Annotated in this window: 16 protein-coding genes; 12 read left to right on the forward strand and 4 right to left on the reverse strand. The window is 63.5% G+C overall.

Features of this window, described 5'->3' with window-relative positions; genetic code table 11:
- The first annotated feature begins 63 nt into the window (after positions 1 to 63).
- On the forward strand, positions 64 to 651 hold the full coding sequence (rbfA, locus tag ACTNFJ_RS02025; RefSeq protein ID WP_435907294.1) for a 30S ribosome-binding factor RbfA: 588 nt from the start codon (positions 64 to 66) through the stop codon (positions 649 to 651).
- On the opposite strand, the gene ACTNFJ_RS02030 is transcribed toward rbfA, so the two are convergent.
- Positions 648 to 1,574, reverse strand: a complete 927-nt coding sequence (locus ACTNFJ_RS02030; protein WP_435907295.1) for an iron-sulfur binding domain-containing protein — start codon at positions 1,572 to 1,574, stop codon at positions 648 to 650. The two genes, rbfA and ACTNFJ_RS02030, sit on opposite strands and share 4 nt — an antisense overlap.
- Positions 1,575 to 1,629: 55 nt before the next feature.
- Here ACTNFJ_RS02030 and truB point away from each other — a divergent pair, with 55 nt between their 5' ends.
- The 5 genes from truB (at position 1,630) to ACTNFJ_RS02055 (ending at position 6,713) form a co-directional block, all read left to right on the forward strand.
- A complete protein-coding gene (gene truB / locus ACTNFJ_RS02035; protein ID WP_435907296.1) occupies positions 1,630 to 2,583 on the forward strand; it encodes a tRNA pseudouridine(55) synthase TruB in 954 nt (317 codons plus the stop codon).
- Entirely contained in the window at positions 2,580 to 2,936 is a 357-nt protein-coding gene (locus ACTNFJ_RS02040) for a hypothetical protein (RefSeq protein ID WP_435907297.1), read from the forward strand. The genes truB and ACTNFJ_RS02040 overlap by 4 nt, the downstream gene beginning before the upstream one ends.
- 24 nt (positions 2,937 to 2,960) lie before the next feature.
- Positions 2,961 to 3,443 carry a hypothetical protein gene (locus ACTNFJ_RS02045; RefSeq protein ID WP_435907298.1) on the forward strand — a complete coding sequence of 161 codons (483 nt, stop codon included), beginning with the start codon at positions 2,961 to 2,963 and terminating at the stop codon, positions 3,441 to 3,443.
- Positions 3,443 to 4,384, forward strand: coding sequence for a bifunctional riboflavin kinase/FAD synthetase (locus ACTNFJ_RS02050; RefSeq protein WP_435907299.1), 942 nt, complete (start codon positions 3,443 to 3,445; stop codon positions 4,382 to 4,384). The genes ACTNFJ_RS02045 and ACTNFJ_RS02050 overlap by 1 nt, the downstream gene beginning before the upstream one ends.
- Positions 4,385 to 4,568: 184 nt before the next feature.
- Positions 4,569 to 6,713, forward strand: a complete 2,145-nt coding sequence (locus ACTNFJ_RS02055) for a DEAD/DEAH box helicase (protein WP_435907300.1) — start codon at positions 4,569 to 4,571, stop codon at positions 6,711 to 6,713.
- Positions 6,714 to 6,754: 41 nt separating this feature from the next.
- Here ACTNFJ_RS02055 and ACTNFJ_RS02060 read toward each other — a convergent pair whose 3' ends face one another.
- Positions 6,755 to 7,018 carry a mycoredoxin gene (locus tag ACTNFJ_RS02060; protein ID WP_435907301.1) on the reverse strand — a complete coding sequence of 88 codons (264 nt, stop codon included), beginning with the start codon at positions 7,016 to 7,018 and terminating at the stop codon, positions 6,755 to 6,757.
- A gap of 100 nt (positions 7,019 to 7,118) precedes the next feature.
- On the opposite strand from ACTNFJ_RS02060, the gene ACTNFJ_RS02065 reads away from it, so the two are divergent.
- Genes ACTNFJ_RS02065 through ACTNFJ_RS02080 form a run of 4 tightly spaced genes read left to right on the forward strand, consistent with a single transcriptional unit; the run spans position 7,119 to position 11,873 of the window.
- The gene (locus tag ACTNFJ_RS02065; RefSeq protein ID WP_435907302.1) at positions 7,119 to 8,528 is read left to right on the forward strand and encodes an aldehyde dehydrogenase family protein; all 1,410 of its coding nucleotides are present in this window, start codon (positions 7,119 to 7,121) and stop codon (positions 8,526 to 8,528) included.
- A 35-nt stretch (positions 8,529 to 8,563) separates the two neighbouring features.
- Positions 8,564 to 9,745 carry an AI-2E family transporter gene (locus tag ACTNFJ_RS02070; RefSeq protein ID WP_435907303.1) on the forward strand — a complete coding sequence of 394 codons (1,182 nt, stop codon included), beginning with the start codon at positions 8,564 to 8,566 and terminating at the stop codon, positions 9,743 to 9,745.
- Positions 9,742 to 11,013 carry a threonine ammonia-lyase gene (gene ilvA, locus ACTNFJ_RS02075; RefSeq protein WP_435907304.1) on the forward strand — a complete coding sequence of 424 codons (1,272 nt, stop codon included), beginning with the start codon at positions 9,742 to 9,744 and terminating at the stop codon, positions 11,011 to 11,013. Before ACTNFJ_RS02070 ends, ilvA begins: the two co-directional genes overlap by 4 nt.
- Before the next feature lie 14 nt (positions 11,014 to 11,027).
- Positions 11,028 to 11,873: an SDR family NAD(P)-dependent oxidoreductase gene (locus tag ACTNFJ_RS02080; protein ID WP_435907305.1), complete on the forward strand. Its 846-nt coding sequence runs from the start codon at positions 11,028 to 11,030 to the stop codon at positions 11,871 to 11,873.
- A gap of 71 nt (positions 11,874 to 11,944) precedes the next feature.
- Here the strand turns inward: ACTNFJ_RS02080 and greA are convergent, their stop codons facing one another.
- Together greA and ACTNFJ_RS02090 are read right to left on the reverse strand one after the other, a co-directional pair.
- Positions 11,945 to 12,427 carry a transcription elongation factor GreA gene (gene greA / locus ACTNFJ_RS02085; protein ID WP_435907306.1) on the reverse strand — a complete coding sequence of 161 codons (483 nt, stop codon included), beginning with the start codon at positions 12,425 to 12,427 and terminating at the stop codon, positions 11,945 to 11,947.
- A gap of 157 nt (positions 12,428 to 12,584) precedes the next feature.
- Positions 12,585 to 13,040: a DUF4307 domain-containing protein gene (locus tag ACTNFJ_RS02090; RefSeq protein WP_435907307.1), complete on the reverse strand. Its 456-nt coding sequence runs from the start codon at positions 13,038 to 13,040 to the stop codon at positions 12,585 to 12,587.
- An 83-nt stretch (positions 13,041 to 13,123) separates the two neighbouring features.
- On the opposite strand from ACTNFJ_RS02090, the gene mca reads away from it, so the two are divergent.
- Both mca and ACTNFJ_RS02100 read left to right on the forward strand, forming a co-directional pair.
- The gene (mca, locus tag ACTNFJ_RS02095; protein WP_435907308.1) at positions 13,124 to 13,993 is read left to right on the forward strand and encodes a mycothiol conjugate amidase Mca; all 870 of its coding nucleotides are present in this window, start codon (positions 13,124 to 13,126) and stop codon (positions 13,991 to 13,993) included.
- Complete coding sequence (locus ACTNFJ_RS02100; protein WP_435907309.1) at positions 13,990 to 14,307, forward strand: hypothetical protein; 318 nt, start codon at positions 13,990 to 13,992, stop codon at positions 14,305 to 14,307. The genes mca and ACTNFJ_RS02100 overlap by 4 nt, the downstream gene beginning before the upstream one ends.
- Positions 14,308 to 14,309: the final 2 nt, after the last annotated feature.

Genomic DNA, 14,309 nt, shown 5'->3' on the forward strand with positions numbered 1-14,309 from the left:
GTGTCGATCCTGTCGGTGTCCGTGTTCATCTCCTGAGACGGGGAAGCGCGATAGTCTGAAGACATGAGTAACCCCAGGGCAGGCAAGGTTTCAGAGCGGATCCAGCAGATCATCGCGCGCAGGCTCGAGAAGGGGCTTCGCGACCCCCGAATGGGCTTCGTGACAATTACGGACGTGCGTGTGACAGGAGACCTGCAGCACGCGAGTGTTTTCTACACCGTGTATGGCTCGGACGAAGAGCAAGCAGACTCGGCCGCCGCGTTGAAGGCGGCCACTGGGATGCTGCGCACCGAGGTGGGAAAGCAACTCGGCACGCGGCTGACTCCCACACTGGAGTTCATTCACGATGAGTTGCCTGAGAGCGCAGAACACCTGAGCGAGCTGCTGGCTGAGGCCCGGCGACGTGACGATGAAGCGAAAGCTCTCGCAGCAACCGCGAAGTATGCGGGTGATCCGGACCCGTATCAGAAGCCCCGTGACGTCGAGGCAGAGGAAGGCTCGGACAGCGAGTCTGGCGAAGATAGTGCGGAGATCGAAGATTTCGAAGAGGAAGCGCTCGAAGCTCTCGACGAGGTCGACGACGACTTTGAAGATGAAGATGAGGACGGTCTCGACGAGGAAGATCTCGAGGAAGACGAAGAGCGGGACTAAGGCAGCCGCAGTTGCCTGTCGAATTCGACCAGTAGTCCGTCGCTAATCAGGGAGTCGAGCGCTCGCTCGCCCTGCAGCGGGTCGCGAACGGGGCCCACCTGCGCCGCGGCCAGCGCGTCATGCCGCGTCACCGGCAGGGAGGCGCTGCGCAGCAGCGCCATGATCCGCCCCCGAACCTGACGGTCACTCCCGACGAATGCCGCCTGCCGGGGGCGTCGTTCTGGCGCATTGTCGGGGTTTCCGGCCCCGCGCCACTCGCACCAGGCAGCCACCGGGCATTCGGCGCAGCGCGGGGCTCGAGCGGTGCAGATGACCGCGCCGAGTTCCATCGCGGCGGCGTTGAATACCTGCGCCTCGGTGGGCGCCTCTGGCAGGAGTGCGGCCATGTCGTCGAGATCGCTGGCGCGGGGCATGCCCGCAGCAGCGCGACCGTGCACGACGCGAGCCAGCACTCGCCGGGTATTGGTGTCGACAACCGGGTGTCGCTCGCCATACGCAAACACGGCGACCGCGCGCGCGGTGTAGGGTCCGACACCGGTGAGGCCAAGGAGTGTGTCGATATCGCGGGGCACCGCGTCCGCGTGCTGTGAGGCTATCTCGCTGGCGGCCTGGTGGAGCCACAACGCGCGGCGCGGATAGCCAAGGCGGTCCCATGCCCGGACCGCCTCGCCTGGCGCGTCGGCCGCAAGGCTGGATGGTGCGGGCCAGCGTTCGATCCACGTGAGATACCGGGGCAGCACGCGTTCGACCTGAGTCTGCTGCAGCATGAACTCGGAGACGAGCACATGCCATGGCGCTACGTTGGCGTCTCGCCAGGGCAAAGGGCGTGCGTCGCGCGCGAACCACGCACCAAGTGCGGCGGCAAGTCCCAAGAAACGTCCTGAAGACGATTTGGCACCCTGATCCAACTCACGTTCGCTCACGCGCCCAGTGTAGTGAGCGCGAGATCCCAGGCCCACACGAACTAGGCTGAGATGAATGGAACACACACCTCATGGCATCTTGCTCGTCGATAAGGCCGAAGGCTGGACGAGCCACGACGTGGTCGCCAAAGCACGGCGTGCCCTCGGCACCAGAAAAGTCGGTCACGCGGGCACACTCGATCCGATGGCGACGGGTCTCCTCGTCCTGGGCGCGGGCACAGCCACTCGGCTCCTCACTCATCTCGTCGGACTCGACAAGACCTACCTCGCCACCATCCGGCTTGGTCAGTCCACGGTCACCGACGACCGGGAGGGCGATACCGTCGAATTCGCCGAGCCCGGACGAGTCGAGGCTCTCGCGAATGACCCAGCACGGCTGCGCGAAGCGATTGCAGATTTGACTGGCGCAATCGAGCAAAAGCCAAGCGCGGTGAGCGCAATCAAGGTTGACGGCAGGCGCGCGTACGATCGGGTGCGTGCCGGCGAGCAAGTCGAGCTGACGAAGCGTCCGGTGACGATCCACGAGTTTTCGATTGGTGAGCCCCGCCTGCAGCGTCAGCACAACGACGAGGGTCGCGAGGTCGATGTGCTCGACATCGACGCCACCGTGCGCTGCAGTTCGGGTACCTACGTGCGCGCGTTGGCGCGCGACCTGGGCTCCGCTCTCGGCCTCGGAGGTCATCTCACTGCCCTCCGGCGCACCGAGGTGGGGCCGTTCACCGTGGATCATGCGGTCTCAAACACGGCACTCGCAGATGGGGGCATTGGGCGAGAAGCGCTGCTCGACCCAGCAGAGGTTGCCGCCAGACTCTTTCCGGTGCTGCGCCTGACCCCTGACCAAGAGATCGACCTGGGGCATGGTAAGAGACTCGAGTTGCCACATGGGCAGTGCGAGAACACGCCGCTCGCCGCTGCGATCGCCGAAAGCGGCAGGCTCGTGGGGCTTGTGAAGGTGGAGCGAGGGCGAACGAGAGTCGTCACGAACTTCCCGCCGGAGGTCCAAGCGTGATTCTTTGGTTTGCAATCGCGCAGATCGTGGTGGGAGTGCTGGGCGCGCTAGTGAGCCTCTGGGTGTACCTGCGCAAGACTGGCCCGAACGACTACACACTGGGTGCCACCTTGCTGCTAGGGGTGCTGCTGCTTGCCCAAATCGTTGTTTCGATTGTGGCCCCGCTCGCGGGCAACCCTGCCGTGGGCGATCCGCTGGAATTCTGGATGTACCTTATCACCGCGACGGCACTGCCGTTCGGGGTGGGGATCTGGGCGCTCATCGACCGAAAGCGCACCGCGAATCTGGTGCTCGCGGTCATGCAGCTGTCGGTCGCGGTCATGGTCTTTCGGATGCTGGTGATCTGGGGATAGGAACGCGGCGGTAAGCTAGTGGTTGTGCCAAATTTCGAACGCATCGAGGTGAGCGACGCTCAGCGAGTAGCTCAGCCGCGCACTGACGCGCTTGGTCGGGTGCTCATTGCGGTCTACCTAATTCTCGCGCTGGCCGCGACGCTGCGCGCGATCTACCAGATCATTTCGAAGTTCGATGAGGCGCCAGTTGCCTACAGCCTGTCGCTCGCTTCAGGCGTCGTCTACGTTATCGCCACGATTGCCCTGATGCGACGTACGGGCCACTGGCGCACCGTCGCCTGGGCCGCTCTGATCTTTGAATTCACCGGTGTGCTCATCGTTGGGGTGCTCAGCTTCACGATGCCAGTGTGGTTCGCCCACGACTCGGTTTGGTCATTCTTCGGCATGAACTACTTCTGGATTCCGCTGGTTCTGCCGGTGCTCGGCATGATTTGGCTGCGCCGCGACACTCGCGAGAACGCTGAGCGCCAGGGCGCGGTTGCCGGCAAATCAGAGGGTCGATACTGATGCGGATTTTCACGACAGTCGAAGAGATCCCGACGGGCGAGTTCGCCAACGGCAGCTCGGTGGCGATTGGAAAGTTCGATGGAGTGCACCGAGGTCATCGAGCACTCCTCGCGCGTACGGCTGAGGCCGCCTCCCAGCGGGGGCTCGATCCACTGGTGTTTACCTTTGCGAACAATCCGTTGAGTTTTCTCCGCCCCGAACTCTGCCCGGCTCCGATTATGAGTCGAGCGCAACGACTGGATGCGCTGGGTGCCGCGGGTGTGTCTGCCTGTGTGATGGTGCCGTTTGACGCCGCACTCTCCGCAGTTTCGGCGGAAGACTTCGTGGCAGAAATTCTTGTGCGTCGCCTCAATGTGAAGCACCTCTGTGTCGGACCCGACTTCCGGTTTGGGCACCGAGGTGTGGGCGACGTCAGCCTGCTCGCGCGGATGGGCGAGCAGTGGGGCTTCACCGTCGAGGTCATCGACGAAGTCGAAGACGAGCAGGTCGGGCGAGTGTCGTCTTCCCGCGTGCGGGAGGCAATTCTGGCCGGCGACGTGGCTCGTGCCTCGCGTATGATGGGCCGGCCGGTCACGGTGCGTGGCGAGGTCGTGCACGGAGACGCGCGTGGGCGCGTGCTGGGCTTCCCGACCGCAAATCTTGGCGGTGAGGTTGAGGGGCTGTTGCCCATCGATGGGGTGTTCGCCGGTTGGGCGCTCGTGGACGGTGCTCGCCACCCGGCAGCGGTTTCCGTTGGGGTAAACATGACGTTTGACCCCGAGGGGTCGCCTCGGGTCGAAGCTTTTCTTCTTGATTTCTCCGGAGATCTGTACGGGAAGAAGATCGAAGTGCAATTCATTGAGCGACTGCGCGGAATGGTCGCATACTCCGGTGTAGAAGCGCTTGTCGCTCAGATCGAAGAAGACGTGCGTGCCACACGGGAAATCTTGGCCGCGGTCTGACCCCAGCCCTGCCTTTCTTGGAGGTTGTCAGCGGGCAGATCTTCCAGACTGCTAGAATCGGTACTGGTTTCACCCGCGTGAGTTCCCCCCGCCGCCGTGCAATGCACGTCATCAGGCCGAGAACCTCGGGTGGCCGCGTATCCCTCCACTCTGAGGGCGTGCGTTTTCGCTGATCAGGAGATCCATGGCATCCACCACTGCCACGCGTTCGGGAAAGTCCAAAAGCTCAGGCAAGGGCCCCGCACGCAAACGTCACACTAATAACGCCGGGCTGATCCCGCTGCTCGCCCGCGCCGTGCGCGAGGTCGAAGCGTCGGCCCAGCGTGGGAAGGCTACCCCGGCGAATCGCACCAAGTTCCACGTCATCGCGCTGCTCATGCGAGAGGAACGCGCGCGAGTGAAGACCGAAGAGGGTCTGAGCGATGCCGAGCGTGCCGAGACACTCAAGCGACTTGACGGTGTCGCCTCCATTCTCGCGAAGACCGCCGCGCGAGATACCTCGCTCATCACGATGCTTGAGCCGGCCGCGCCCATCACCGAGGCGACCCGCGCACTGAAGCGGAAGATGATGGAGCAGGCTGGCATTGAGCTGCCACAGCTGGTCATCGAGCCGGAGCCCGTTGCCACCTACGTCCCGCCCGAGCTTGCCGAACGGCAGGTCGAACCTCCCGGGATCGATTCGCGTCTCCTCTCGCAGCCGTTTCTCGCGCCGGATCTTTCGCGGACGCGCACGCCCACGCCGGTCGTGCGACTCGCGAACTGGGAGCTTCTCTCGCCTTTGCTGAAGTCATTTGAGCAGGGCGGCGGCGGTTCCGCATGCATGGACCTGCCCGAGGCACCGGTTCCCGACCGCTTGGCACCGCGGGGACTTGAGCTCATGCCGCATCAAGCGAGATTCCTTGCGAGCGTGCGCGACGGGCATCGCAGCTTCCTTCTCGCCGACGAGCCCGGTCTCGGGAAGACCGCCCAGTCGGTGATCGCCGCATCTGTGGCCAATGCCTATCCTCTGCTCGTGGTCGTACCCAACGTCGTGAAAATGAACTGGGCGCGCGAAGTGGAACGTTGGACCCCGCAGCGTCGGGTGACTGTGATCCACGGCGACGGCGCAGACATTGATGCCTTCGCCGACGTGTTCGTCGTCAACTACGACATCCTCGATCGGCACCTCAGCTGGATTTCACGGTTCGGCTTCAAAGGCATGGTGGTCGACGAGGCGCACATGATCAAAAATGTGCAGTCGCAGCGCTCACGCAACGTCCTCGCGCTGGCGGATCGCATCCGCGATCGAGTACCCGGCGGGCGCCCGCTGCTGCTCGCATTGACCGGCACCCCGCTGATCAACGACATCGATGACTTCCGCGCAATCTGGCGGTTCCTTGGCTGGACGGATGCCGAGAAACCCGGCCCAGAGCTGTTGGCGCGGCTCGAGGCGAACGGTTTCACGCCCGCCGACTCTGCGTTCTACCCGGCGGCGCGTCAGACGGTCATCGATCTCGGCATCGTGCGTCGCCGCAAGATAGATGTTGCGGCAGATCTTCCGGCAAAGCGCGTGGTCGATCTGCCGGTCGAACTCGACGACGATCTCGGTCGTGGTATTCGAGAGGCTGAGCGCCAGCTGGCCACGAAGCTCATGGATCGGTTCTCCCGTATCAAAGCAGGCAAGCTGGGCCGCGATCTCAGCGATGAGTCCATCATCCGGATGGCGTCTGCCCAGGAGCTCGAGGACTCCACCGCACAGGCGACGGGTATCAACGTCTTCACCATGGTGCGCCAGATTGGGCAGGCCAAGGCTGGCCTCGCCGCGGATTACGCAGCGCAGCTCGCTCGCTCGGTCGGAAAGGTGGTCTTCTTTGCGAAGCACATCGATGTGATGGATCGCGCGGAGGCTGCTCTTGCTGAGCGGGGCTTGAAAACTATCTCGATCCGCGGCGATCAGACGGCAACCTTTCGGCAGACGCAGATCGACGCATTCAATAACGACCCCGAGGTCGCCGTAGCGGTCTGTTCCCTGACAGCGGCAGGTGTCGGGGTGAATCTGCAGGCGGCGTCAGACGTGGTGCTCGCGGAGCTGAGCTGGACGGACGCCGAGCAGACTCAGGCGATTGACCGCGTGCACCGCATCGGTCAGGAGGAGCCGGTCACCGCGTGGCGCATTGTTGCGGCTCAGACAATAGACGCCAAAATTGCTGAACTGATCGACACGAAGGCTGGTCTTGCCGCGCGAGCGCTCGACGGGGCCGAGGCGCGACGCGAAGAAGCGGAATCGGTGCAGATGCTCGCACTCATGCACGTGCTGCGCGGCGAACTTGGCTTGCGCGAAGCGGGCTAGACAGGCCAAGCGGGCGAGGCGGGCCACACCGGCCCGCCTCGTTACGCAGTGAGGCGCTGCTTCACTTCGTTGAGTGAGGGATTCGTGGCCGAGGTACCGTCTGGAAAGAGGACGGTCGGCACCGTTCGGTTGCCCCCGTTGATTGCCTCGACGAGTTCTGCGGTGCCGGGTACCTCTTCGACGTTGATCTCGGTGTAGCCGATTCCTTCAGAATCGAGCATCTTCTTGAGTCGCTTGCAGTATCCACACCACTCCGTCGAGAACATGGTGATCGTTCCGGCTTCGGGCACATAATCAGCGCTCATGGGGTCCTCCGATGGGGGTGTTGTCGGTGAAACATGTCGCCCTGAGTGTACCGGTGGAACTCTCCCGAGCCCTCACAGTCTGACTGGCTAAGTTGTGAGCATGTCCGAGCAGTACGCGACCGAATCAGCGATCTCCACCATAGTCTCCGGAGTGCGGCACTCCTTCGGGCAGGGTGTGACGAGACCGGAAGCATGGCGCAGAAAGCAGCTTCTTGCGCTTCGGAGCATGCTCATCCGTCACGAGGGTGAGTTTGAGTCCGCGCTGCACGCAGACCTCGGAAAATCCGGCGTCGAGGCTCAGCTCACCGAAATTGGATTCATGGTGGGTGAGATCGACCATACGCTCGCGCACCTCGCACAGTGGATCAAGCCGCGTCGCGTCGCGGCTCCGCTCGCGCTCCAACCGGCATCGGCCCGCATTGTGGCGGAGCCCCTGGGCGTGGTGCTGATCATTGCCCCGTGGAACTACCCGCTGATGCTCGCGCTGTCGCCACTCGTCGGCGCGCTCGCCGCCGGCAACGCGGCCATCGTGAAGCCGAGCGAGCTTGCGCCCGCTACGAGCGCCGCGCTCGCAAGACTCGTGCCTGGATATCTCGACCGGCGTGCGGTGGCAGTGGTGGAGGGTGGGGTTCCTGAAACCACCGCACTCCTCGCTGAGCGCTTCGACCACATCTTCTACACGGGCAACGGCAGAGTCGGCCGAATCGTTGCGCGGGCGGCGGCAGAACACCTCACCCCGATCACCCTCGAACTCGGAGGAAAATCGCCCGTCTATATCGACGAGACGGTGTCGGCCGCGGATGCCGCGAAGCGGATCGTGTGGGCCAAGTACTTGAACGCTGGGCAAACATGCGTCGCACCCGACTACGTGTTGGGCACGCGCGAGGTGCTCGCCCGGCTCGCCCCGCACCTGCGTGACGCGATCCACTCGCTGTATGGCAATGCGGTACAGGGCAACCCCGATTACGGGCGCATCGTGAACGACGCACAGTTCTCGAGGCTCGTGGGGTACCTTTCCGAGGGAACGATTACGGTCGGTGGCTCTCACGATGCAGCCGAGCGCTTTCTCGAGCCCACCGTCCTCTCTGGGGTGGCACGCGACTCGGCAGTGATGAACGAAGAGATTTTCGGTCCGATCCTTCCGCTCGTTCAGGTTTCTGACCTCGACGACGCGCTGAGTTTTGTGACCGGCCGAGACAAGCCGCTCGCCGCGTACGTATTCAGCGACGACCGGACGGTGCGTGCGCGTTGGGAGCGCGAAACCAGTTCCGGAGCGCTCACTTTCAATGCGCCAATTTTGCACCTGACCGCGCCCGAACTGCCGTTTGGTGGGGTCGGTGCAAGCGGGCACGGTGCCTACCACGGGGAACGGTCGTTTCTTACGTTCAGTCACGAGAAAGCCGTCTTCTCAAAGCCGCTGCATCCCGATACGCTCGGGCCGACGGTGATGCCACCGTTCACCAGGGCGAAGGAAGCGCTGGTGCGCGGGTGGCTTGGAAAGCTGAGGTAACCGTGACGGTGCGCGCCCCTCGCTAGGATGAACCCGTGGAAGAGCAGAGCCGACCAGTGAGCGCAGAGACTGAGCTGCCACTCGGGGTGCGCGTTGCCGCAGCGTGGTCGTGGCGGCTCATTCTGATTGGTGCCGCGATCGCAGCCTTACTGTGGCTGATCGTGCAGGTGCGCGTGCTGGTGGTGCCGGTGATGGTGGCGATACTTCTCACCGCGCTGTTGCAGCCCATCGTGAACGCCTTTGTGAAGCGTGGTTTGCCGCGCTCGGCGGGAGTGGGGGCAGCACTGCTCGCGTTCCTCCTCGCCGTTGGCGCTCTCGTGTGGCTGATCGTCAGTCAACTGCGTGGCGGGTTTGGCGACGTGGCCAGGCGATCCGCTGTCGCGTGGAATGATTTCCTCAAGTGGATCGAGTCGGCACCGTTCGGACTTACCGCCGAGCAGGTCAACGGCTTCATCGGCCAGCTGGTCAACACTATTGAGACCCACCAGGACGAAATCTGGACCGGTGCTCTCGCGGTAACGACCACGGCTGGCCAACTCGTCGCCGGTTCACTGCTGGCACTCTTCTCGCTGATCTTCCTGCTCCTCGATGGCAAGCGAATCTGGTTCTGGGTGCTCGGGTTCCTTCCGAGTGGCGCTCACGCACCGGTCCACTCGGCTGGCCTCGCCGGGTGGACCTCAGTCGGTCAGTACGTGCGAGTGCAGATTTTTGTCGCCTTCGTCGACGCGGTGGGTATCGGCCTAGGCGCGCTCATCCTTGGGGTGCCGCTCCCGATCCCGATCGCGATCTTGGTCTTTCTCGGCTCGTTTATTCCGTTCCTCGGCGCAATCAGCACCGGCCTCCTTGCCGCGTTCATTGCCCTCGTCTATAACGGCCCAGTGAACGCACTGCTGATGCTTGGCGTGGTGATCCTCGTGAACCAGATCGAAGGGCACGTGTTACAACCGCTGGTTATGGGGAGCGCGGTGAAGGTACACCCGCTCGGTGTGGTGCTGGCGGTTTCAGGGGGTGCGCTGCTCGCCGGTATTCCCGGGGCGCTCTTTGCGGTGCCACTCGCCGCCTCAGCAAGCGCCATCGTGAATACACTCATGTCCCGAAGGTGGGATCCGGACGACACGCCGGTGGCAAGTTTTCTCACCCAAGATAAACGTTCGCGGCAGGTCAAACACCGGGCTCGTAACGTCGCGCGGATCACCCGCAAGGAAGGAAGAGTATGACCGAGCAGGCCGTGGTTTTGCCCGAGACCGAGTCGTTCATGGAGCCGACCCTGTCGGAGTTCGAAGATGCGCTTGGAATTGTGCATCGCGTGGCACGGGTCACGCCGCTCGAATCTTCACGTTATCTCGCCGAGATTCTCGGGGTGCCGAAGGTCTATTTGAAGTGCGAGAATCTCCAGCGCACCGGTGCGTACAAGTTGCGCGGGGCCTACAACCGGCTGCGGCAGCTGAGCCCCGAGGAGCGTGCGCGGGGGGTTGTCGCGGCTTCGGCGGGCAATCACGCTCAGGGCGTCGCTTTCGCTGCGCGCGAGCTAGGCATTCAGGCGACCATCTTCATGCCGCTCGGCGTGGCGCTTCCGAAGCTGCAGGCGACTCGGCGATACGGCGCCGAGGTGCAACTCATCGGCGCCAACTTCGATGCCACGCTCGCTGCTGCACGCGAGTTCGTGGCTGAAACCGGGGCCATGTTCATTGCCCCGTTTGACCATCCCTCCGTGATCCTGGGCCAGGGAACAGTGGCGCTTGAAATGTTTGAAGCCGCGCCTGACATCGAAACCCTGGTGGTGCCAATCGGCGGCGGCGGGCTTATCTCGGGGGTTGCAGCGGCGGCCAAGCTGATCGCCGAGCGCGAGGGGCGCAGCATTCGCGTCGTCGGAGTGCAGGCTGAGAATGCCGCCTCCTTCGGACCCTCGCTTGAGGCAGGCGAACCTGTGACGGTCCAGACCAGCCCGACGATTGCCGACGGCATCGCCGTGGCAAGGCCGGGTGATCTGACCTTCCAGATGGTGCAGCGTTACGTCGACGAAATCGTCACGGTGAGCGATGACGACATTGCACGTGCGATTGTCATGCTGCTCGAACGAACGAAACTCGTGGTCGAGCCCGCCGGTGCGGCGGGTGTGGCCGCACTGCTCATGAACCGGGTTCAGGTCTCCGGGCCTACCGCGACGATACTCTCGGGCGGGAACATTGATCCGCTCCTGCTTCAGCGCGTCATTGGTCACGGACTCGCGGCATCGTCGCGGTACCTGAAACTGCGGATTCTGCTGCCTGACGTTCCGGGTCAGCTTGTGCGCACGGCGAGTATCGTGGCGAGTAAGAACGCGAACGTCGTCGAGGTCGTGCACACGCGCCACGCGACCGAGCTGCCAATCAGTGACGTTGAACTTGAGCTGCATATCGAGACCCGTGGGCCTGAGCATGGCCAAGAAGTGGTGAGCGCGCTTCGAGACGCGGGGTATCGCGTGCGGATCGGCGAACGCTACTAGGAAGGGATCATCCCATGTCACGCACGTCGAAGCGAAGCAGATCTGCCGCCGGTGCGGTGGTCGTCATTACCGGTGCGGCGCGCGGCATGGGGGAGCTTTACGCTCGTCTTGCCGCGGACGAGGGCGCTGCAGCGATCGCGTTGTGGGATCTCGATCTCGAGCCCATGGAGAAGCTGGCGCGCGAGCTCGAGGTGCTGGGGTCGAGGGTGCGGTGTTTCGCGGTCGATGTCTCCGATCGGGATCAGGTCGCTGAGGTCGCCGAGCGCACGCTCGCCGAAGTCGGTACTCCTGACATTGTCGTCAACAACGCTGGCATCGTGCGTGGGGTGCCGTTTTGGGAGCACGATCCCGAACGCGACATCGAGGCCACTCTGCGGGTGAACACGCTCGCCCCGATGTGGCTCACCCGGGCCGTGTTGCCCGCGATGATGGCTGACCATGACCGTCCCAAGCGGATCCTCAACATCGCCTCCGCTGCCGGAACCCTCGCGAACCCCAACATGAGTGTTTACGCTGCCTCGAAGTGGGCGATGATCGGCTGGAGCGAGTCGTTGCGACTCGAGCTCGAGCGTGCGGGCAGCGGCAACGTCGTCGTCACCACTTTCGTGCCCAGCTACGTGTCGACGGGCATGTTCGAGGGAGCCCGCGGACCGCTCCTGACACCCATCATGCGACCCGAGAGTGCCGTGCGGGCGGCATGGTCGGGCATGCTCGCTGGCACACCCCTGGTTGCTCGGCCATGGACGGTGAAACTCGCGATGGCGTTGCGGGGTGCGCTTCCCACGAGGGCCTGGGACATCATCGCAGACCGGGTGTTCAAGGTGTACTCATCGATGGATCATTTCGTCGGCCGCGGGTAGCTCCCCGCTCCCGCAGACGACTGAGGGTGCCGAGTCAGGAGACCCGGCACCCTCGAGAGAACAATGGAGTGTCAGCCCGTGTAGGTGTCGACGCCGAGTACCTTCACGCTAATTTCTTTGCCATTGGGCGCCGTGTAGCTCGCCGAGCTTCCAATTTTCAAACCCAGGATCGCAGAACCGAGTGGGCTTTCAGCGCTGTACACCTCGATGCCCTCGCCGTCGGCGATCTCCCGATTTCCCAGCAGGAAGCGCTCCTCGTCACCCATGATCTCAGCGGTGATCACGGTGCCAACCTCGACGATTCCGCGGCTCTTCGGCGCCTCGGTGACCACGGCGTGCTTGAGCAGTTCCTGCAGGTCGCGGATCCGCGCCTCCATTTTCCCCTGCTCGTCTTTCGCTGCGTGGTAGCCGCCGTTTTCCTTGAGATCGCCTTCCTCGCGCGCGGCCTCGATGCGCGCGGTAATGTCGCGTCGACCGGGGCCGGAAAGTTGGTCGAGCTCACCCTTGAGCCGATCGTAGGCTTCTTGGGTGAGCCAGGTCTGAGTGTCTTCCATGCTGGATCCTCCATCGATTCTGCGAATTTGGGAGTCTGCGAGTACGCGGATCTCCCGCAGATGTAGCTATGCCCCAGCAGTGCCGGGGCTTGCCCGACAGACTATCAGTCGGCCACCCGCATCGGCTGGAGGCGGCACCGCGCGCCCTTGGCGCGCCTTAGCCGGCTGTGTTGTCTTCGCGGATCCAACAAGAACGCACGATCCCGGTGGTCGCTGGGGAAGTCGTCACGAGCGTGTCAGTGAATCGGCGAGTGCGATCGGGAGAGGGCTCGAGCTCGAGCACCTTCCAGCCCACCGTCGCGAACGACGGGCTGAGAGCCTCGAGTGCGCACGCGAGCTCGGTGCGAGGAGGCGCGGTGACTTCGAAACTCACGCTCACCTCGCGATCGCTTTCGACTGAGTAGGCCAGGTCACGGAACTCGACACGACTCGAATCTTGCCAGCCACCGAAGAGAAGCACGGCGAGGCCGGTGAGAAGCGCGACCCCTGCCAGGATCCAGCCCACGCGCTTGTCGATGCCGCGCTGACGCCGGCGACCATAGCGTTCATCGATCAGCCCGGGGGTGGCCAATGGGGCCTGGGTGGGCACCGATGAGTCGGCCGTCTGCGTCACGGGTTCCTCCGAAGTCAAGCCAGTAGAGTGGAGACTTACGTCAGCGTACCGGGCCCTCCCGGGAGTCACATGAGAGGCTGTAGATGGCGCTGAGGCTTATCGCGGTGCATGCGCATCCTGACGACGAATCAAGCAAGGGCGCAGCCACCTACGCGCACTACCTCGAAGAGGGTGCCGAGGTGCTCATAGTGAGCTGCACCGGCGGCGAGCGCGGTGATGTGCTCAATGAACTCGTGGCACGCGACCCCAAGAGTCGCCGTGATCTGGCGGGCCTGCGCCGATCTGAGATGGATCACGCACGCGACATCATCGGCTTTCAACACCGCTGGCTGGGCTACGAGGACTCCGGTTTGCCGCCCGAGGGCGTGGGGGTGCCCGTGGGTAGCTTCGCCGACGTTCCGGCCGAGGTTTCGGCTGAAGCGCTGGTGCGTTTGGTGCGCGAGTTTCGCCCCCACGTCATGATCACCTACAACGAGCAGGGCGGCTACCCGCACCCTGACCACATCAGATGTCACGAAATCTCGAAAATTGCGTGGGACCTCTCCGGCGACGCTGAGTCGTATCCGGATGCCGGTGAACCTTGGGCAATCAAGAAGATGTACTACGAGTCGATCTTCAATGCCGAACGTATGACCCGGGTCTACGAGATGCTGCGCGAGCGCGAGCCCGAGTCGCCGCTGATCGCCCAGTTCGAAGAAATGGAGCAGCGCTTTCGAAAGCGGCCGAGCGACGTGACCGCGCGAGTTGATGTCGGCCGATTTTTCGACCAGCGCGACGCGGCTTTGCGTGCGCATGCGAGCCAGATTCCCGCCGATAGCTTCTTCTTTTTTTGGCCCAACGACCTTCAGCGGGAGGCCTGGCCCTATGAGGATTACCGACTCGCTGCGTCGCGGGTGGCCACAAGTGAGTTTGAAGCAGACCTGTTTCAGGGGATTGATGAGGAGACGGCATGAGTGTTCTGACAACCGGGATGGCGATGATCGCATTTGCGGCCGAAGAAGATGCCCAGTTTGACCCGGCAACCGTGTCGCCCGGGGTCGTCGGCTTCGCGGTTACGGCCCTGTTTGCGCTGGCGGTCATCTTCCTGGGTTTTGATCTGGTGCGTCGGCTTCGACGCAGCAAGTTTCGCTATGAGATAAGCGAGTCGCTTGCGGCTGAGGTTGCCGAGCGTGATGCCGGAGTGTCGCCTCAGAAGGGCGCGACCCCGGGGCATTCGACCGGCGTGCAGTCCGACACCGAGAATCCCAATCTCGAACCCCGCGCCTAGCT

Origin of the sequence: Leucobacter shiyiweii, from assembly GCF_052446065.1 — a bacterium.
In the GTDB taxonomy this organism is placed as follows: Bacteria; Actinomycetota; Actinomycetes; order Actinomycetales; family Microbacteriaceae; genus Leucobacter.

What these genes read in the sequence shown, in the direction of transcription:
- truB (WP_435907296.1), top strand. Translation starts at nt 1,630, where the DNA reads ATGGAACACACACCTCATGGCATCTTGCTCGTCGATAAGGCCGAAGGC.
- rbfA (WP_435907294.1), top strand. Translation starts at nt 64, where the DNA reads ATGAGTAACCCCAGGGCAGGCAAGGTTTCAGAGCGGATCCAGCAGATC.
- ACTNFJ_RS02055 (WP_435907300.1), top strand. Translation starts at nt 4,569, where the DNA reads ATGGCATCCACCACTGCCACGCGTTCGGGAAAGTCCAAAAGCTCAGGC.
- ACTNFJ_RS02100 (WP_435907309.1), top strand. Translation starts at nt 13,990, where the DNA reads ATGAGTGTTCTGACAACCGGGATGGCGATGATCGCATTTGCGGCCGAA.
- ACTNFJ_RS02050 (WP_435907299.1), top strand. Translation starts at nt 3,443, where the DNA reads ATGCGGATTTTCACGACAGTCGAAGAGATCCCGACGGGCGAGTTCGCC.
- ACTNFJ_RS02080 (WP_435907305.1), top strand. Translation starts at nt 11,028, where the DNA reads ATGTCACGCACGTCGAAGCGAAGCAGATCTGCCGCCGGTGCGGTGGTC.
- greA (WP_435907306.1), bottom strand. Translation starts at nt 12,427, where the DNA reads ATGGAAGACACTCAGACCTGGCTCACCCAAGAAGCCTACGATCGGCTC.
- mca (WP_435907308.1), top strand. Translation starts at nt 13,124, where the DNA reads ATGGCGCTGAGGCTTATCGCGGTGCATGCGCATCCTGACGACGAATCA.
- ilvA (WP_435907304.1), top strand. Translation starts at nt 9,742, where the DNA reads ATGACCGAGCAGGCCGTGGTTTTGCCCGAGACCGAGTCGTTCATGGAG.
- ACTNFJ_RS02060 (WP_435907301.1), bottom strand. Translation starts at nt 7,018, where the DNA reads ATGAGCGCTGATTATGTGCCCGAAGCCGGAACGATCACCATGTTCTCG.
- ACTNFJ_RS02065 (WP_435907302.1), top strand. Translation starts at nt 7,119, where the DNA reads ATGTCCGAGCAGTACGCGACCGAATCAGCGATCTCCACCATAGTCTCC.